Annotated in this window: 5 protein-coding genes; all 5 read left to right on the top strand. The window is 76.5% G+C overall.

Going from position 1 to position 20,365, the window contains the following annotated elements; all coding sequences use genetic code 11:
* The first annotated feature begins 31 nt into the window (after nucleotides 1–31).
* A complete protein-coding gene (locus ABZ495_RS33145) occupies nucleotides 32–1,402 on the top strand; it encodes a lysine N(6)-hydroxylase/L-ornithine N(5)-oxygenase family protein (protein WP_359810973.1) in 1,371 nt (456 codons plus the stop codon).
* Nucleotides 1,403–1,470: 68 nt separating this feature from the next.
* The gene (locus tag ABZ495_RS33140; RefSeq protein ID WP_359810970.1) at nucleotides 1,471–1,731 is read left to right on the top strand and encodes a phosphopantetheine-binding protein; all 261 of its coding nucleotides are present in this window, start codon (nucleotides 1,471–1,473) and stop codon (nucleotides 1,729–1,731) included.
* 92 nt (nucleotides 1,732–1,823) lie between these two features.
* Nucleotides 1,824–2,813: an ABC transporter substrate-binding protein gene (locus ABZ495_RS33135; protein WP_359839537.1), complete on the top strand. Its 990-nt coding sequence runs from the start codon at nucleotides 1,824–1,826 to the stop codon at nucleotides 2,811–2,813.
* 178 nt (nucleotides 2,814–2,991) lie between these two features.
* On the top strand, nucleotides 2,992–15,450 hold the full coding sequence (locus tag ABZ495_RS33130) for an amino acid adenylation domain-containing protein (protein WP_359839535.1): 12,459 nt from the start codon (nucleotides 2,992–2,994) through the stop codon (nucleotides 15,448–15,450).
* Nucleotides 15,447–20,365: amino acid adenylation domain-containing protein (locus ABZ495_RS33125; RefSeq protein ID WP_359839533.1), on the top strand; the 4,919-nt coding region annotated here is incomplete at its 3' end. The genes ABZ495_RS33130 and ABZ495_RS33125, both read left to right, overlap by 4 nt.

The following is a 20,365-nucleotide window of genomic DNA, read 5'->3' as shown; positions in this document are numbered from 1 at the left end:
CGAGAAGCAAGAAGCAACGGAAGGATCGATCATGTCGAGCGAGAACGGCGCAATCGACCGAGGCGAGGGCGCCGACGACCTGGTCGGCATAGGCTTCGGTCCCGCCAACCTGGCCCTGGCCATCGCCGTCGACGAGCACAACCGCCGGGACCCTCAGCAGGCCCTCAAGGTCGGCTTCCTGGAGAAGCAGGCGACGTTCGGCTGGCACCGCGGGATGCTGCTGGAGGGGGCGACCATGCAGGTCTCCTTCCTCAAGGACCTCGTGACGATGCGGGACCCCCGCAGCCGCTTCACCTTCCTGACCTACCTCCAGGAGCGCGGCCGGCTCGCGGACTTCATCAACCAGAAGTCCTTCTACCCGACCCGCCTGGAGTTCCACGACTACTTCGAGTGGTGCGCCGCCGAGTTCGCCGGTCGGACGGCCTACGGCCGCGAGGTCACCGCGGTCCGCCCGGTGACCACCCCGGACGGCCGGGTCGAGGTCGTCGAGGTGGAGTCCCGGTCGGTCACCGACCCGGCCGACCGCGAGGTCCGGCTGGCCCGCAACATCGCGGTGGGCACCGGCCTGAAGCCGCGGATGCCCCAGGGCGTCACCGCCGGGGACCGCGTCATCCACACCCGCGACCTGCTGTTCCGCGCCCCCGACCTGATCGAGCGGCGCGCGGAGCTGCGCCACCGCCGCTTCACGGTGGTCGGCGCCGGCCAGTCGGCCGCCGAGGCCGTCGAGTTCCTGCACCGGACCTTCCCCGAGGCGGAGATCTGCGCCGTCCTCACCCGCTACGGCTACAGCCCGGCCGACGACAGCCCGTTCGCCAACCGGATCTTCGACCCGTCCGCCGTGGACGAGTTCTACGCCGCGCCGGACGAGGCCAAGCGGACCCTGCTCGACTACCACGCGAACACCAACTACTCGGTGGTCGACGGTGACCTGATCGAGCAGCTCTACCGGACCGTCTACCAGGAGAAGGTGGCCGGCCGGGAGCGGCTGCGGATCCTCAACGCCACCCGGCTCACCGGCGTCGGGCAGCTGGCCCACGGCGCCGTCGCCGAGGTCCGCTCGCTGACCACCGGCGAGACGACGGCCCTGGAGTCGGACGCGGTGGTGCTCGCCACCGGCTACGAGCACGTCGACCCGCGGGACCTCCTCGGCGACCTCGGCGCGACCTGCCGCACCGACCAGCTCGGCCGCCTCCGGGTCGACCGCGACCACCGGGTGCTGACCGACGACCACGTCGACGTGGGGATCTACCTCCAGGGCGGCACCGAGCACACCCACGGCATCACCTCGTCGCTGCTCTCCACCCTGGCGGTGCGCTCCGGCGAGATCTGCGACTCGCTGCTGCTGCGCCACACCGGCCGCCAGCTGCGGGCCGAGGACGGCCGCCTCGGCGTCACCGGCTGACGGTCCGCCGGCCTGCCGGGCCGCACCGGCGAACTCCCCCCTCGACCTGGAAGCGAAAGAACCACGCCATGACCGACACCAGCCCGTCCGGGTCCGCCCCCGTCCTGGACACCGAGAGCATCCGCGCCGACATCGCCGAACTCCTCGGCGAGGAGCCGGCGGCGGTCGGTGACGACGACGACCTCCGGGACCTCGGGCTCGACTCGATGCGCCTGATGCACCTGATCGAGAAGTGGCGCGCCCGGGGCGCCCGGGTGGACTTCGCCGACCTGGCGGACCTCGGCGCCCCGACCGTCCGGGTGTGGTCCGCCCACCTCTCGGCAGCCTGACCCCGCGGGCGGCCGCGCAGCTCACCCCCCCCCGCCCGCCCACCGCACGCCCAGCGCCCCCGCGCACGCCACGCAGTACCCCAAGGAGAACGATGAACACCCGTGCCCTGCCGTCCCGTGGTCTGAGGATCGCCGCCGCCGCCGGTGTCGCCGCCCTCGGCCTCACCGCCTGCGGCTCGAACGGCGACAGCACGAGCGAGGCCGCCTCCGGTGCGTCCGGCGGCGCCAAGGCCGCCCAGGTGATCGAGGCGACCAACGGCAAGGTCACCGTCCCGGCCGGGGTCAAGCGGATCGTCTCCGTCTCCTACGCCACCGGCGCGCTGCTCGACCTCGGCGTCCAGCCGGTCGGCACCAGCACCATCGACGACAACAACCCGATGGAGCTGCTGCCCTCGCAGACCGAGGCCGCCAAGAAGATCGAGGCCATCGGCTCCGGCATCGAGATCAACGTCGAGAAGGTCGCCTCCCTCAAGCCCGACCTGATCGTGGTCGAGGGCGCCACCGCCTTCGACTGGGGCGTCAGCAAGCTCGAAGGCATCGCGCCGACCCTCTACTTCGGCATCGACAAGCCGGTCGACCTGTACACCGCCCAGGAGAAGATCGCCACGGCCGTGGGCAAGGAGGCCGAGTTCAAGAAGCTGAAGTCGGACTACGACACCAAGGCCGCCAAGATCAAGGCCGACTACGCCGGCAAGCTCAACACCGTCAAGTGGACCATCGCGTCGTCCTACGGCGGCGGCGAGTTCCTCGTCGACACCAGCAGATCCTGGGTCGGCCGGGTGCTGAGCGACGTGGGCGCCACCTTCTCCCAGGCGTCCGGCGACACCAAGGAGCACGAGGTCACCTACTCGACCGAGAAGCTCGACGTGCTCGCCGACGCCGACATCATCCTGGTCCCTCGGACGGCCGCCACCGGCGAGGTCCCGCAGGACACCAAGGACCTCGACAAGCAGCCGTCCTGGAAGAACCTCAAGGCCGTCCAGGCGAACAAGGTCATCCCGGTCACCTACGCGACCAGCGACCGGTACGGCACCTCGATCGACGTGCTCGGCCAGATCGAGACCATCCTCAAGGGCCTCTAGGCCCCGGCCGGCCGGCCCGCCGGGCACCTCCCCGGCGGGCCGCCCCGCGCCCCTGCACCGCGCACACCACCACGCACCCCCCACGAACCAGCACGCACCACCACGCACCACAGCGCACCAGCGAGCGCCCCGGGCTTGCATCGTCGGCGGGGCCGCACCGAACCGGGAAGGGCCGACCATGCCTCAGGCGGGCACCAACACCACGCAGGTCGAGCCGGCCGCAGTCCTCCAGGAGCTGACGGCGGCACAGGCAGGGGTACTCGCCGCACAGCGGATCGACCCGGACAACCCGGCCTACAACGTCGGCCAGTACGTCGAGATCACCGGGCCGTTCGACCCCGCGCTGCTGGAGCGGGCGCTGCGCCGGACCCTCGCCGAGGCCGACGGCCTGCACGTCCGGCTCGCCGAGCACGAGGGCCGCACCGTCCAGCTGCCCACCGCCTTCGACGCCGACGCCTGGCAGCTGCCCCGGCTCGACACCAGCGCCGCCGCCGACCCGGTGGCCGCCGCCACCGCGCTCGTCCGGGCCCAACTCGCCGTCCCTACCCCGCTGGAGGGCCCCGAGGCCGGCCCGCTGCACGGCGCCCTGCTGGTCCGGGTCGGCGAGCAGCGCCACCTCTGGTTCCAGTGGTTCCACCACCTGGTCGTCGACGGCTACAGCGTCGCGCTCCTCACCCGCCGGGTCGCCGAGGTGTACACCGCCCTCGCCGCCGGCACCGACGTGCCCGACAGCCCGCTGCGCCCGCTCGCCGTCCTGCTGGAGGCCGAGCGCGAGTACCTCGCCGGCCCCGCCGCCGCCGAGGGCCGGGAGTACTGGAACACCCGCTTCGCGGACCGCCCCGCCGTCGTCGGCCTCACCGAGGCGACCGCCCAGGCCGCGCCCACCGCCCGGTACCACCGCGCCGAACTGACCGCCGAGGACTCGGCCGCCGTGCTCGCCTCGGCCCGGGCGGCCCGCGCGACCTGGGCCGAGGCGGCCGCCGCCGCCCTCGCCGGCTACCTGCACCTGATGACCGGGACGCCGGACGTCGTGCTCGGCATGCACTTCATGGCCCGCACCGCCCCCGGCACCCTGCGAGTGCCCGGCATGGCCGTCAACATCCTGCCCGTACGGATCGCCGTCGCCGGGACGGACAGCCACACCGGGCTGATGCGCCGCGCCGCCGCCGAGCTCACCGCGACCCGCCGCCACCAGCGCCACCGGGGCGAGGAGATCCGCCGCGACCTCGGCCTGGTCGGCACCGACCACCGGCTCCACGGGCCGCTGCTCAACATCAAGCCCTTCGACCTCGCGCTGGACTTCGCGGGCAGCCCCGGACAGACCGTCACCCTGGCCTCCGGCCCGGTCGACGACCTCTCGCTGTCCGTCACCAAGACCCCGGACGACCGGCTGGTGCTGGAGTTCGGGGCCAACCCGGAGCTCTACACCCAGGCCGCGCTGGAACTGCACGCCGACCGCTGCGCCGGCCTGCTCGCCCGGCTCGCCGCCGACCCGGAGCGGCCGATCGGCGACCAGCCGCTGCTCGCCGACGCCGAGCGGGCCGCCGTGCTGCACGACTGGAACGCCACCGCCCGGGAGGTCCGCGAGGGCACCCTGGTCAGCCGGATCGCGGAGCGCGCCGCCGCCACGCCGCAGGCCCCCGCCGTCGTCTTCGAGGGCGAGACGCTCAGCTACGCCATGCTCGCCGAGCGCTCCGACGCGCTGGCCCGCTCGCTGGCCGCCGCCGGCGCCGGCCCGGAGACCGTCGTCGCCGTGGCCGTGCCGCGCTCCGCCGACCTGCTGGTCGCCCTGCTCGCCGTCCTCAGGACCGGCGCCGCCTACCTGCCGCTGGACGCCGACTACCCGGCCGACCGGCTCGCCCACATGATCGAGGACGCCCGCCCGGTCCGCGTCGTCACCGTCCCCGAGGTGCTGGACCGGCTGCCGGAGAGCGCCCGCGCCGCCGCCGTCCTGATCGGCCCCGGCCACACCCCCGCCGGCGCCACCACGACCGCCCTGCCCGCCGTCGACCCCGACTCCGCGGCCTACGTCATCTACACCTCCGGCTCCACCGGCCGCCCCAAGGGCGTCGTGGTCCCGCACCGCGCCATCGTCAACCGGCTGGCCTGGATGCAGCACGCCTACCGCCTCACCCCCGAGGACCGCGTCCTGCAGAAGACCCCCGCCAGCTTCGACGTCTCGGTCTGGGAGTTCTTCTGGGCGCTCTGCGAGGGCGCCGCCGTCGTCCTGGCCCGCCCCGAGGGCCACAAGGACCCGGCCTACCTCGCCGCCCTGATCGCCGACACGGGCGTCACCACCCTGCACTTCGTGCCGTCCATGCTCCGCGCCTTCCTGGAGGAGCCGACCGCCGCCGCCGGCTGCGGCGGATTGCGGCGCGCCTTCTGCTCCGGTGAGGCCCTGCCCGGCGACGTCGTCGAGCGCTGGTACGCCGCGCTGCCCGACGTCCCGCTGCACAACCTCTACGGGCCCACCGAAGCGGCCGTCGACGTCACCCACCACCCCACCGAGCCCGGCGCCGGCGTCGTCCCGATCGGACGCCCGGTCTGGAACACCCGCCTGTACGTACTGGACGCCCGGCTGCGCCCCGCCCCGGTCGGCGCGCCCGGTGAGCTGTACCTGGCCGGCGTCCAGTTGGCCCGCGGCTACCTGGGCCGCCCCGGTCTGACGGCCGAGCGGTTCGTCGCCTCCCCGTTCGCCGACGGCGAGCGGCTCTACCGCACCGGCGACCTCGTCCGCTGGGCCCCCGACGGCACCGTCGAGTACCTCGGCCGCACCGACGACCAGGTCAAGGTCCGCGGCTTCCGGATCGAACTCGGCGAGATCGAGGCCGCCCTGGAGGCGCTGCCCGGGGTCGCCCAGGCCGCCGTCACCGCCCGCGAGCTCACCCCCGGCGGCGCCCGCCAACTGGTCGGCTACGTCGCCCCGGCCCCCGCCGACCCGGACGACCTGCTGGCCGCCTTGGCCGCCACCCTGCCCGAGCACATGGTCCCGGCCGTCCTGGTCGGCCTCGACGCGCTCCCGCTGAGCCTCAACGGCAAGCTCGACCGCAAGGCGCTGCCGGCCCCCCGGCAGGCCGGCGACGGCGCCGCCCGCGCCCCGCGCACCGAGACCGAGCGGATCCTCACCGACCTCGTCGCCGAGGTCCTCGGCCTGGACACGGTCGGCGTCGACGACAACTTCTTCTCCCTCGGCGGCGACAGCATCTCCGCCATCCAGCTCGGCAGCCGGGCCCGCCGGGCCGGCCTCGCCCTCACCCCCCGGGTGGTCTTCGAACGGCGCACCGTCGCCCGGATCGCCGCCGTCGCCGAGCAGACCGCCCCGGCGGTCCGCCGGCCCGGCGTCGAGAGCACCGGCCCGCTGCCCGCCACCGCGATCAGCTCCTGGCTGCGCGAGCGCGGCGGCCCGGTCACCCGGTTCAGCCAGCACACCGTGGTCACCGTCCCGGCCGGCCTCGACCGCGCCCGGCTCACCGCCGCCCTGGACACCCTGACCGACCACCACGACGCCCTGCGGCTGCGCCTGGACATCGCCGCCGACGGCACCTGGACCCAGCAGATCCGGCCCGCCGGCAGCGCCCCCGCCGCCGAGCGGCTGCGCCACCTCACCGTCGCCCCGGCCGAGCTGTCCGCCGCCGCCGCGATCGAGCGCGAGGCCGCCGTCGACCGGCTCGACCCCGAACAGGGCGTCGTGCTGCAGGCCGTCCACCTGGACGCCGGCCCGGACACCGACGGCCTGCTCGTCCTCGCCGCCCACCACCTGGCCGTGGACGGCGTCTCCTGGCGCATCCTGCTCCCCGACCTGCGCGCCGCCTACGAGGGCCGCCCGCTCGACCCGGTCGCCACCTCGCCGCGCGGCTGGGCCCTCGGCCTCGCCGAGGCGGCCACCGGTGACCGGATCCGCGCCGAACTGCCCGGCTGGCAGGCCGTGCTGGCCGACGGCGCCGGCCCGCTGCTCGGCGACCGCCCGCTCGACCCGGCCCGCGACACCGCCGCCACCACCCGCCGGCTGCGCCTCACGCTGCCCGCCGCCCGCACCGCCCCGCTGCTCACCGCCGTGCCCGCCACCCACCGGGCCGGCGTGGACCACACCCTGCTCGCCGGTCTCGCGCTCGCCCTGCTCGGCCGCCGCCGCGACCGGCACGGCGCCGGCGCCCGCGCCGACCTGCTGCTGCGGCTGGAGGGCCACGGCCGCGAGGACCAGCTCGTCCCCGGCGCCGACACCACCCGCACCGTGGGCTGGCTGACCACCGAGTTCCCGGCCCGCCTCGACCTGGCCGGCCTGGACCTCGACGAGGCGCTGACCGGTGGCGCCGCCGCCGGCCGCGCCCTGGCCCTGGTCAAGGAGCAGCTGCGGGCCCTGCCCAACGCCGGCGCCGGCTACGGCCTGCTCCGCCACCTGGACCCGGTCTCCGGCCCCGCCCTGGCCGACGCCGACCAGCCGCAGCTGCTCTTCAACTACCTCGGCCGCTTCACCGCGGACGGCGCGCACTGGACCGTCGCCCGCGAGGCCGGCGACGCCGTCGCGGCCGGCGCCGACCCCGCGCTGCCCACCGCCCACGCCCTGGAGGTCGGCGCCTTCGTCCACGACGGCCCCGACGGCGCCGAACTCGCCGTCACCCTCTCCTGGCCGCAGGGCGTCCTGACCGAGGAGGCCGTCCGCGACATCGCCGAGCGCTGGTTCGCCGCGCTGGACGCCCTCGCCGCGTACGCCGCCCGGCCGGACGCCGGCGGGCTCACCCCCAGCGACGTCCCGCTGGCCGCCGTCAGCCAGCCGCTGCTGGACCGGATCGCGGCCGAACACCCCGGCACCGTCGACGTCCTGCCGCTCTCCCCGCTCCAGGAGGGCCTGCTCTTCCACGCCCTCTACCAGCGCGAGGAGGGCACCGACGACCTCTACACCTCGCTCACCTCGCTGGACCTGCGCGGCCCGCTGGAGCGGCCGGCCCTGCGCCGCGCCGTGGACGCCGTGGTCAACCGGCACTCCGCGCTGCGCTCCGGCTTCACCGCGATCGGCGAGCACCCGCTCCAGCTGGTGGCGGACACCGTCACGGTGCCCTGGACCGAGCACGACCTCACCGCATTGCCCGCCGACCGGCGCGACGCCGCGGTCACCGGGATCGAGGACGGGGAGGCCTCCCGCCGGTTCGACCTCGCCCGGCCGCCGCTGGTGCGCTGCGCGCTCGTCACCCTCGGCGCGGACCACCACCGCCTGGTGCTGACCCGCCACCACATCGTGATGGACGGCTGGTCCACCCCGGTCCTGCTGCGCGAGCTGGTCACCGCCTACGGCGACGGCGGCGCGAGCGCCGCGCTGCCCGCCACCACCCCGTACGCCGACCACCTCGGCTGGCTGGCCGCCCGGGACGCCGGCGCCGACACGCTCGCCTGGCGCGAGGCGCTGGCCGGCCTGGAGGCGCCGACCCTGCTCGCCGACACCCTGGGCCGCCCGGCCGACGGCCCGGCCGCCGCCGGCGCCGAGATCCACCTGCCGCTGTCCGCCGAGCTCGCGGCGGCGCTCACCGGCACCGCCCGGGCGCACGGACTCACCCTCAACACCCTGGTCCAGGGCGCCTGGGCGATCCTGCTCGGCCGTCTCACCGGCCGCGCGGACGTGGTCTTCGGCGCCACCGTCTCCGGCCGTCCCGGCGACCTGCCCGGCGTGGAGTCCATGGTCGGCCTGTTCAGCAACACCGTGCCGGTCCGCTTCCGCCCCGAGGAGGACGAGCCCGCCGTCGAGGCGCTCACCCGGCTGCAGGCCCAGCAGTCCGCGCTGCTCGACCACCAGTACCTCGGCCTGGCCGACATCCAGGCGCTCGCCGGGCACGGCACCCTCTTCGACACCCTGCTGGTCTTCGAGAACTACCCGGTCGACCCCGACCGGCTGACCGCCCGCGGCCTGCGGGTCGCCGGCATCGGCAACCGGGGCGCCACCCACTACCCGCTGACCGTGCTCACCCTCCCCGGCGAGGCGCCGCGGCTCACCGTCGAGTACCGCGCCGACGTGTTCACCGCCGAGCAGGCCGCCGCCGTCGGCGCCCGCCTGCTGCGGGTGCTGGAGACCGTCGCCACCCGGCCCGGGACGCCCGTCGGCGAGCTGGAGGTCCTGGACGGGCGGGAGCGCGACACGCTGCTGCGCGGCTGGAACGCCACCGGCCGCGAGGTCCCCGCCGGGACGGTCGTCGACGCCTTCGAGGCCCGCGCCGCCGCCACCCCCGACGACACCGCCGTGGTCTTCGGCGACCGGCGCCTCAGCTACGCCGAGCTGGCCGGGCGGGTCGAGCTGACCGCCCGCCACCTCGCCGCGCTCGGCGCCCGCCCCGGCCGGGTGGTCGCGCTGGCGCTGCCCCGCTCGGCCGAGCTGGTGGCCGCCCTGCTCGGTGTGCTGAAGTCGGGCGCCGCGTACCTGCCGGTCGACCTCGACCACCCGGACGAGCGGATCGCGCTGATGCTCGCCGACGCGGAACCGCTGGTCACCCTGACCACCGACGAGGTCGCCCGCACCCGCCCGGTCCTCGCCGGGCACGGCCTGGGCACCCTGACCACCGGCCGGCTCGGCGCACTGGACGCCGACCCCGTCCGCCCCGACCCCGACGACCTCGCCTACGTCATCCACACCTCCGGCTCCACCGGCCGCCCCAAGGGCGTCCAGGTGCCGCACCGCGGCCTGGCCAACATGCTGGAGCACCACGGCGGGACGGTCTTCGCCCGGGCCGAGCGGGCCGCCGGCGGCCGCCGGCTGCGGGCCGCGCACACCGCGTCGTTCTCCTTCGACTCCTCCTGGGAGCAGCTGCTCTGGCTGATCCGCGGCCACGAGCTGCACGTCTACGGCGAGGACCTGCGCCGCGACCCGCAGGCCCTGGTCGCCCGGCTGCTCGCCGACCGGATCGACACCCTGGACGTCACCCCGTCGTTCGGCCGGCAGCTGGTCGAATGGGGCCTGCTCGACTCGGCGGAGCACCGCCCGCTGCTCTTCCTGGTCGGTGGCGAGGCCGTCGGCGACGCCCTGTGGAGCCGGATCCGCGACACCGAGGGCGTGCTCGGCCACAACTTCTACGGCCCGACCGAGTACACCGTCGACACCCTGGGCGCGGCCCTGGACGAGAGCCCCACCCCGTGCGTCGGCCGGCCGATCGGCAACACCCGGGTCTACGTGCTGGACGCCCGGCTGCGGCCCGTCCCGGCCGGGGTCCCCGGCGAGCTGTACATCGCCGGCGAGGGCCTGGCCCGCGGCTACGGCAACCGCCCCGGTCTGACCGCCGGCCGCTTCGTCGCCTGCCCGTTCGGCGACGGCGAGCGGATGTACCGCACCGGCGACGTGGTCCGCTGGCGCGGCGACGGCACGCTGGACTACCTGGGCCGCGACGACGACCAGGTGAAGATCCGCGGCTTCCGGATCGAGCCCGGCGAGGTCGAGGCCGCGCTGGCCGCCCTGCCCGGCGTGGCCCAGGCCGCCGTGCTGGCCCGCGCCACCGCCACCGGCGTCAAGCGGCTGATCGGCTACGTCGTGCCCGCCCCCGGCGGCGAGGCCGACCCGGCCGCCCTGCGCCGGACGCTGGCCGGGTCGCTGCCCGAGTACATGGTCCCGGCCGCGATCGTGCCGCTGCCGGCGCTGCCGCTGAACGTCAACGGCAAGCTGGACCGGCACGCCCTGCCCGAGCCGGAGGCGGGCGCCTTCGCGGCGCCCGCCGGCCGCGCCCCGCGCGACGAGCGCGAGGCCGTGGTCTGCGGCGTCTTCGCCGAGGTGCTCGGCCTGCCGCAGGCCGGGGTCGAGGACGACTTCTTCGACCTCGGCGGCCACTCCCTGCTCGCCACCCGCGTGGTCGGCCGGCTCCGCGCCGCGCTGCGGGTCGAGGTCGCCGTGCGGGACCTCTTCGAGAGCCGCACCGCCGCGGCCCTGGCCGCCCGGCTGGCCACCGCCGCCACCGGCCGCCCCGCCCCGGCCGCGCGGCCCCGCCCCGAGCCGCTGCCGCTCTCCGCCGCGCAGGCCCGGCTCTGGTTCCTGTACCGGCTGGAGGGCCCCAGCACCGCGTACACCATCCCGTGCGCGCTGCGGATCGACGGCGCCGTCGACACCGACGCGCTGCGCGCCGCCTTCGCGGACGTCCTGGCCCGGCACGAGGCGCTGCGGACGGTCTTCCCCGACCGGGACGGCCGGCCCCACCAGCGGATCCTGACCCCCGAGCAGGCCGGCGTGCCCTTCACCGTGGAGGAGGTCGCGGCGGGCCGGCTCGACCGGGCGGTCGCCGCCGCCGGCGCCTACGCCTTCGAGCTCGCCGAGGAGATCCCGGTCCGCGCCACCCTGCTCCGCGCCGGGCCGCAGCGGTCGGTGCTGAGCGTCGCGCTGCACCACATCGCGGGCGACGAGTGGTCCGAGGGGGTGCTGCTGCGCGACCTCGACCACGCCTACGCCGCCCGCCTGGCCGGCGCGGCGCCGGTCTTCGAGCCGCTGCCGCTCCAGTACGCGGACCACGCGCTCTGGCAGGCCGACCTGCTCGCCGACCAGGACGGCAGCGCCGCCACCCAGGCCCGCTACTGGACGCGGCGGCTGGCCGACCTGCCGGCCGAACTCGCCCTGCCGACCGACCGGCCGAGGCCCGCCGAGGCCACCGGCCGGGGCGGCGCGGTACGGCTGCGGCTGCCCGACGTCCTCCACCGGGAGCTGCGCGGCTACGCCCAGCGCAGCGGCGCGACCCCGTTCATGGTCACCCAGGCGGCCGCCGCGCTGCTGCTCGGCGGGCTCGCCGGCACCACCGACGTGGCGCTCGGCACCCCGGTCGCCGGGCGCGCCGACGAGGTGCTGGAGCCGGTCGTCGGCTTCTTCGTCAACACCCTGGTGCTGCGTCATGACCTTTCCGGCGAGCCGACCTTCGACGACCTGGTGGCCCGCGCCCGGGAGACCGTGCTGGGCGCGCTCGCCCACCAGGACCTGCCGTTCGACCGGCTGGTCGAGATCGTCAACCCGGAGCGCTCGCTCGGCCGCCACCCGCTGTTCCAGGTGATGGTCCAGCACCGCAAGGAGGCCGGCGGCCTAGACCGCCTGCTGGGCGCCCGCACCACGCTGCTGCCCGACCCGGTGCACGCGGCCCGCTTCGACCTGGCCTTCACCTTCGTGGAGTCCGCCGACGGCGACCACACCGACCTGACCGTCATCTACGCCGACGACCTCTTCCACCGCTCCACCGGCCGGCTCTTCGGCGCCCGCCTGCTGCGGGTGCTGGAGCAGGCGCTGGCCGCGCCGGACCGCCCGGCCGCCCGGGTCGAGCTGACCGGTGCCCAGGAGCGGCGCGGCCTCGCGGGGGAGTGGAACGCCACCGACCGCGAGGTGGCGCCGGGCACCCTGGTGACCCGGATCGCCGAGCGGGTCGCCGCCACGCCCGACGCGGTCGCGGTGGCCTTCGAGGGCGCGGAGGTGACCTACCGCGGCCTGGACGAGCGGGCCGGCCGGCTGGCCCGCGTCCTCGCCGCGCACGGCGCCGGACCGGACCGGATCGTCGCGGTCGCCGTGCCGCGCTCGGTCGAGCTGATGGTCGCCCTGCTCGCGGTGCTCAAGTCCGGCGCCGCCTACCTGCCGCTGGACACCGAGTACCCGGCGGACCGGCTGGCCGCGATGGTCGAGGACGCCGCCCCGGTCTGCGTGCTCACCCTGCCCGGCACGGCCGGCGCGCTGCCGGTCGTCCCCGGCGTGCCGGTGCTCGGCGTCGACGCCGACGGGCCGCAGGCCGAGCCGGTCGCCCCGGAGCCGGAACACCCCGCCTACGTGATCTTCACCTCCGGCTCGACCGGCCGCCCCAAGGGGGTCGTCGTCCCGCACCGGGCGGTCGTCAACCGGCTCGACTGGATGCGCGAGGTCTACAGCATCACCCCACAGGACCGGATCCTGCAGAAGACCCCGGCCGGCTTCGACGTCTCGGTCTGGGAGTTCTTCCTGCCGCTGGTCAGCGGCGCCCGGGTGGTCCTGGCCAGGCCCGGCGGCCACCGGGAGCCGGAGTACCTGGCCGCGCTCGCCGCCGGCGCGGGCATCTCCACCGCGCACTTCGTGCCCTCGATGCTCACCGCCTTCACCGCGGTGGCCGAGGCCGACCGCACCGTCCGGGACCGCTTCGCCGGGGTGCGCCGGGTGTTCTGCTCCGGCGAGGCGCTGCCGCCCGCGGCGGTCGAGCGCTTCGCGGCCCTCTGGCCGCAGATCGAGCTGCACAACCTCTACGGGCCCACCGAGGCCGCCGTGGACGTCACCTACCACCGCGCCTGGGCCGGCTCCGGCGTCGTCCCGATCGGACGCCCCGTCTGGAACACCCGCCTGTACGTGCTGGACGCCCGGCTGCGGCCGGTCCCGGTCGGCGTGCCCGGTGAGCTGTACCTGGGCGGTGTCCAGCTGGCCCGCGGCTACCTGGGCCGCCCCGGCCTGAGCGCCGGCCGGTTCGTCGCCGACCCGTTCGCCCGGGGCGAGCGCATGTACCGCACCGGCGACCTGGTCCGGCGGCTGGTCGACGGCGAGGTCGAGTACCTCGGCCGCACCGACGACCAGGTGAAGATCCGCGGCTTCCGGATCGAACTCGGCGAGGTGGAGGCCGCGCTGGCCGCCGCACCGGGCGTGGCCCAGGCGGCCGTCGCCGCCCGCGCCGTCACCGAGGGCGGCGCCCGCCAGCTGTTCGGCTACGTCGTCCCGCAGCCGGGCGCCTCGGTCGGCGGCGACGCCGTCCGCGCCGCGGTGGCCGCGGTGCTGCCCGAGCACATGGTCCCGGCCGCCGTCACCGTGCTGGACGCGCTGCCGCTGAGCGTCAACGGCAAGCTCGACCGCAAGGCGCTGCCCGACCCGGCCCGCCGCCCGGCCGCCGCCCCCGCGGCGGCCGGGCAGACCCCGGGCCGCTCGCTGGCCAGGGTCTTCGCCGAGGTGCTGCGCCTGCCCGAGGTCGGCGAGGAGGAGAACTTCTTCGCCCTCGGCGGCGACAGCATCGTCTCCATCCAACTGGTCAGCCGGGCCCGCGCGGCCGGCTTCCCGATCGCCGCCAAGGACGTCTTCCAGTACCCGACCCCGGCCGCGCTCGCCGCCGCCAAGGGCCTGGGCACGCCCGCCGCACCCGCCCCCGCCGGCCCGTCGGCCGCCGCGCCGCCCGCCGACGGCGAGCTGCCCGCCCTGCCGGTGGTGCACTGGCTGCGCGAACGCGGCGGCCCGATCGACCGGTTCAACCAGTCCGTCCTGCTGACCGTCCCGGCCGGGCTGCGGGAGCAGCCCCTGCGCGACGCGCTGGCGGCCCTCGCCACCCGCCACCCGGCGCTGCGGCTGCGATTGGACCGCACCGACGGCCTCTGGACCCAGGAGGTCCTGGCCGCCGACGCGGCCCCCGCCCTGACCGACCCGCGCACCCTGCGCCGGGTCGACGCCCGGGACGCGCGGGAGGCGGGACCCGCCGGGTGGACCGCCCTGCTGACCCGCGAGGCGGACGCGGCCGCGGCGGCGCTCGACCCCGGCACCGGCCGGGTCCTTGGCGCCGTCTGGTTCGACGCCGGCCCGGACACCGACGGCCGGCTGCTGCTGACCGTCCACCACCTCGCCGTGGACGGGGTCTCCTGGCGCACCCTGCTGCCCGGCCTGCGCACCGCCTACGAGGCGCTGGCGGCCGGCGGCCGCCCGGCCCTCGAACCGGAGGCCCACAGCCTGCGGGCCTGGTCCGAGCAGCTGCTCGCGCACGCCCATGAGCGCGGCCGGATCGCCGAGGCCCGGCAGTGGCGGGAGGTCCTCGACGGTCCGGCCGGGCCGCTCGGCGGCCTCACCGCCGACCCGGCCCGGGACACCGTCGCCACCCTGCGCACGCTGCGCCGCACCCTGCCCGCCGACCGCACCGAGCCGCTGCTGACCGTCCTGCCGCAGTCCTTCGGCGTCGGCGTGGACGACGTGCTGCTGGCCGGCCTCGCCCTCGGCGTGGCCGCCGCCCGCCCGGGCGCCGCACCGGCCGTCCGGGTCGACCTGGAGGGCCACGGCCGGGGCGGCAGCGAGGCGGCCGGACTCACCCCGGACCTCGCCCGCACCGTCGGCTGGTTCACCACCGTGCACCCCGTCCGGCTCGACCTGACCGGGCTGGACCCGGCCGAGGCGATGACCGGCGGCGCGCTCACCGGCCAGGCGCTCAAGCAGGTCAAGGAGCAGCTGCGGGCCGCCCCCGACCGGGGCCTGGGCTTCGGCCTGCTGCGCCACCTCAACGCGCAGACCGCGCCGCTGCTGGCCGCGGTGCCCCGCTCCGAGGTGCTGTTCAACTACCGCGGCCGGACGGACACCGGCGCCGGACCGCAGGGCGGCTGGGCGTTCGCCCCGCAGGACGAGCGCACCGCCGTCGCCGCCGCGGCCGGCCCCGACCGGCTGATGCCGGCCGGCTACCCGCTGGAGATCGACGCGGTCGTCGCCACCGGCCCCGACGGCCGCCCGGAGCTGACGGTCGAGTGGAGCTGGCCGGGCGCGCTGTTCGGCGAGGACGAGGTGGCGGCGCTGGCCGACTCCTGGTTCGCCGCGCTCGACGCGCTCGCCCGGCACGCCGCCGGCGGCGACGCGGGCGGGGTGACGCCGTCCGACCTCGACCTCGTCCGGCTCAAGCAGACCCAGATCGACCGGCTGGAGTCGCGGCTGCGCAGGCGCCGCCGATGAGCCGCGAACCGGGCGGCGCCGCCGCCCCCGACCCCACCGACCGCCACCCCACCCCCAGGACCGAGAACCCCGTGACGAACGACTCCACCGCACCGATCGACGACTCGCAGGCCCAGGCCCCGGCCGCGTCGGCCCTGGAGGACGTCTACCCGCTCTCCTCCCTTCAGGAGGGGCTGCTCTTCCACGCGCTCTACGACGACGAGGCGCGCGACGTCTACGTCGTGCAGTCGCACCTCGACCTGGCCGGCCCGGTCGACGCCGCCCGGCTGGCCGCCGCCGTCGACGCGCTGCTGGTGCGGCACGCCAACCTGCGCGCCGGGTTCTGGTACGAGGACCCGGAGGCGGTCGTCCAGTTCGTCCAGCGCGAGGTGGAGACCCCGCTGCGGGTGGTCGACCTGACCGCCCCGGCCGGGGCGGAGCAGGACACCGCGGTACTGGCCGCGATGGACGAGGACTGGCACCACCGGTTCGAGCTGGACGCCCCGCCGCTGCTGCGGCTGGCCCTGCTCCGGCTGGGGCCGGACCGCTCCCGGCTCGTCATCACCTGCCACCACCTGCTGCTCGACGGCTGGTCGATGCCGATCCTGGTGCGCGAGCTGCTGGCGCTCTACGGGTCGGCCGGCGACCTCGCCGCGCTGCCCGCCGTCCGCCCCTACAAGGACCACCTGGCGCTGCTCGCCACCCGCGACACCGCCGCCGCCGAGGCCGCCTGGGGCGCCGCGCTGGCCGGCTTCGCCCAGACCCACCCGGTCGCGCCGGGCGCCGGCGTCGCCACCGCCGTCGAACCGGCGGTGGTCACCCTGCACGCCGAGCGCGAACTCTCCGCCGCCGTCGCCGAGGCCGCCCGAGGCCGGGGCCTGACCCTCGGCAACCTCGCCCACACCCTCTGGGGCGTCCTGCTCGGCTCGCTCACCGGCACCGCCGACGTGGTCTTCGGCACCACCGTCTCCGGCCGCCCCGACGACCTGCCCGGCGCCGACACCATGGTCGGCCTCTTCATCAACACCGTGCCGGTGCGCGTGCGGCTCGCCCCCGGCGCCACCCTGGCCGGCGCCGCCGCCGCCGTCCAGCGCGAGCAGGCCGAGCTGATCGCCCACCAGCACCTCGGCCTCGGCGCCATCCAGCGGCTCGCCGACGTCGAGGGCGCGCTCTTCGACACCCTGCTCGTGGTCGAGAACTACCAGGGCGGCGGCGACGCGCTCCGCACGAGCCTGGGCACCGTCGAGGGCCTGGCCGTCACCGCGCTCGGCGCCCGCGACGCCACCCACTACCCGCTGGGCCTGACCGTGCTGCCCGGCGAGCGGCTGCGCCTGGAGCTGGAGTACCGGCCCGAGCTGTTCACCGAGGCCGAGGCCGGCCGGATCGCCGACCGCTTCCTGCGCCTGCTCGCCGCGTTCGCCGCCGACCCGGACACCCCGCTCGCCCGGCTGGACCTGCTCGACGCCGCCGAGCGCGCCGCGCTGCCCGCCACCGTCTCCGGCGGCGAGCACCGCGTCCCGGACGCCACCGCCGCCGACCTGTTCGCCGACCGGGCCGCCCGCACCCCGGACGCCCGGGCCCTGGTCGGCCCCGGCCTGACCGGCGGCCCGGCCCCCGTCCAGCTCTCCTTCGCCGAACTGGACGCCGCTGCCGACCGGCTGGCCCGGCTGCTGCGCGCCCACGGCCTGGGCGCCGACGACATCGCCGCCCTCGCGCTGCCGCGCTCCGCCGAGTCGGTCACCGCGCTGCTCGCCGTCCTGCGGGCCGGCGCCGCCTACCTGCCGATCGACCTCGACCACCCGGACGAGCGGCTCGCCCTGCTCCTGGCGGACGCCCGCCCCGCCGTCGTCCTGACCACCGCCCAGGTCGCCGCCCGGCTGCCCGAGGTGCCCGGCGCCGCCGTCCTGCTGCTGGACGACCCGCGGACCGCCGCCGACCTCGCCGCGCTGCCCGCCGGCCCGCTCACCGACGCCGAGCGCGGCGGTCCCGTCCACCCCGACGCCGCCGCGTACGTCATCCACACCTCCGGCTCCACCGGCCGGCCCAAGGGCGTGGTGATCCCGCACCGCGGCCTCGGCAACCTGATCCACGACCACCTGGCCACCACCTTCGCCGACGCGCTGCGCGCCACCGGCCGGGCCCGGCTGCGCGCCCTGCACACCGCGTCGTTCTCCTTCGACTCCTCGTGGGAGCAGCTGATCTGGCTGATCGGCGGCCACGAGCTGCACGTCCTCGGCGAGGACGACCGCCGGGACGCCGAGGCGGTGGTCGGCTACACCCGCGCCCACCGCGTCGACGCCCTCGACGTCACCCCCTCGTACGCCCAGCAGCTGCTCGACAGCGGCCTGCTGGCCGGCGAGCACCGCCCGGCGGTGCTGCTGCTCGGCGGCGAGGCGCTGCCCGAGCCGCTCTGGACCAGGCTGCGCGGCGAGGCCGGCGTCACCGCCGTCAACTACTACGGCCCGACCGAGTTCACCGTCGACGCCCTGGTCGCCGACCTCGCGGACAGCGCCGCCCCGGTCATCGGCCGCCCGCTGCGCGGGACCCGCGCCCACGTGCTGGACGGCCTGCTGCGGCCGGTCCCGGCCGGCGTGCCCGGTGAGCTGTACCTGGCCGGCCCGCAGCTGGCCCGCGGCTACCTGGACCGCCCCGGCCTGACCGCCGGCCGGTTCGTCGCCGACCCGTTCGCCCCGGGTGAGCGCATGTACCGCACCGGAGACCTGGTCCGCCGCCGGGCCGACGGCGAGGTCGAGTACCTCGGCCGCACCGACGACCAGGTGAAGATCCGCGGCTACCGGATCGAACTCGGCGAGATCGAGGCCGCGCTGGCCGGGCAGCCGGGCGTGGCCCAGGCCGCCGTGCTGGTCCGGCCCGGCGCCGTCCGGCGCATCGTCGCCTACGTCGTCCCCGCCCGGGACGCCCTGCTCGACACCGAGGAACTCCACCGGGCGCTCGCCGCCCGGCTGCCGGAGTACATGGTGCCGTCCGCCCTCGCCGTGCTGGACGCGCTGCCGCTGACCGTCAACGGCAAGCTCGACCGGGCCGCACTGCCCGACGAGGCGCTCGCCTACACCGGCCTGGCGGCCGGCCGGGACGCCGGCTCCGAGACCGAGCAGCTGCTCTGCGACCTGTACGCGGAGGTCCTCGGCCTGCCGCGGGCCGGCGTCGAGGACGACTTCTTCCGCCTCGGCGGCGACAGCATCTCCTCGATCCGGCTGATCGGCGCCGCCCGCGCCGACGGGCTCTCGCTCAGCCCGCGCGACGTGTTCGAGCGCCGCACCCCGGCCGCCCTCGCCGAGCTGGCCGACCGCCGCGAGGCGGCCGGCGCCGCCCCGGAGCTGCCCGAGCTGCCCCCGGCGACCGAGGCCGAACTGGCCCTCGTCCGCGCCGCCGTGCCCAAGCTGGAGATCGAGGACGTCTGGCCGGTCTCCCCGCTCCAGGAGGGCCTGCTCTTCGAGGCCGGGTACGACGAGCAGGCGCTGGACGTCCACACCTCGCGCGACGTGCTCTCGCTGACCGCCCGGATCCCGCTGGAGGTGCTGCGCGCCGCCGTGGCCGCCGTGCTGGACGGCCATCCCAACCTGCGGGCCGGCTTCCTCCAGGACGGCCTGGAGCGCCCGGTGCAGTTCCTGCCGCGCGCCGTCGACGTCCCGCTCACCGAGGTCGACCTCTCGGCGCTCGGCACGGACGACTTCGAGGCCGAACTGCGCCTCCTCAAGGAGCGCGAGGCGTTCACCCGCTTCGACCTCGCCGCGCCGCCGCTGCTGCGGCTGGTCTCGGTGCTCGCCCCCGACGGCGGCCAGCGCGTCCTGATCACCAACCACGCGCTGCTCTGGGACGGCTGGTCCTCCGGGCTCTTCCTCCAGGAGGTGCTGACCCGCTGCGCCGGCGAGCGCCCGCCGGCCGCCGGTCTGCCCTACCGGGACTTCCTGCGCTGGCTGGCCGGCCAGGACCAGGAGGCCGGCCGGGCCGCCTGGCGCTCCGCGCTGGAGGGCCTGGCCGAGCCGACGCTGCTCGCCCCGCAGGCCCGCGAGCGGGCCGCGCTGCTGCCGGAGGAGGTCGTCGTCGAGGCCCCCGCCGGGCTCGGCGAGCGGCTGGCCGCCTTCGGCCGGGAGCACGGCCTGACCCTCAACACCGTGCTCTCCGGCGCCTGGGGCCTGCTGCTGGCCGGTCTGACGGCCCGCGAGGACGTGGTGTTCGGCGCCACCGTCTCCGGCCGCCCGGCCGAGCTGCCCGGCATCGACGCCACCATCGGCATGTTCCTCAACACGGTGCCGGTCCGGGCCCGGCTGGACGGCGAGGAGGGCGTCGCCGCCTTCCTCACCCGCCTCCAGGACGAGCAGAGCGCCCTGCTGGCGCACCACCAGACCGGGCTGGGCGAGATCCAGCGCGGCACCGGCTTCGGCCGGCTGTTCGACACCCTCCAGGTGCTTCGCAACACCCCGGCCGACGAGGGCCTGCGGGACCGCCTGCGCGAGCGCCTCGGCCTGCGCCAGGTGACGGACGTCGACGCGACGCACTTCCCGCTGATCTTCATCACCAACCCCGGCGAGCACCTCACCTTCGAGTGGAAGTACCGCCCGGACGTCTTCGAGCGGGCCGTCGTCGAGGAGCACGCCGAGCGGCTGCTGGCCCTGCTGGAGCAGATCCTGGAGCGCCCCGACCGCCCGGTCCGCGCCCTGGATGTGTTGACGGTGCGTGAGCGGGGTCTGGTGTTGGGGGAGTGGGTGGCGACGGGTCGTGGGTTGCCGGGGGCGACGGTGGCGGATCTGTTGGCGGAGCGTGCGGTGGCGGTGCCGGGTGAGACGGCGCTGGTGTTCGGTGGGGTGTCGTGGTCGTACGCGGAGTTGGATGCCCGGGTGAACCGGTTGGCGCGGTTGTTCGTGGCGCGGGGGGCGGGGCCGGAGAGGGTGGTGGCGCTGGGGTTGCCGCGTTC

This window comes from Kitasatospora sp. NPDC005748 (assembly GCF_040630735.1).
Lineage (GTDB): Bacteria > Actinomycetota > Actinomycetes > Streptomycetales > Streptomycetaceae > Kitasatospora.
This window is presented reverse-complemented; position numbering and strand designations above follow the sequence as displayed.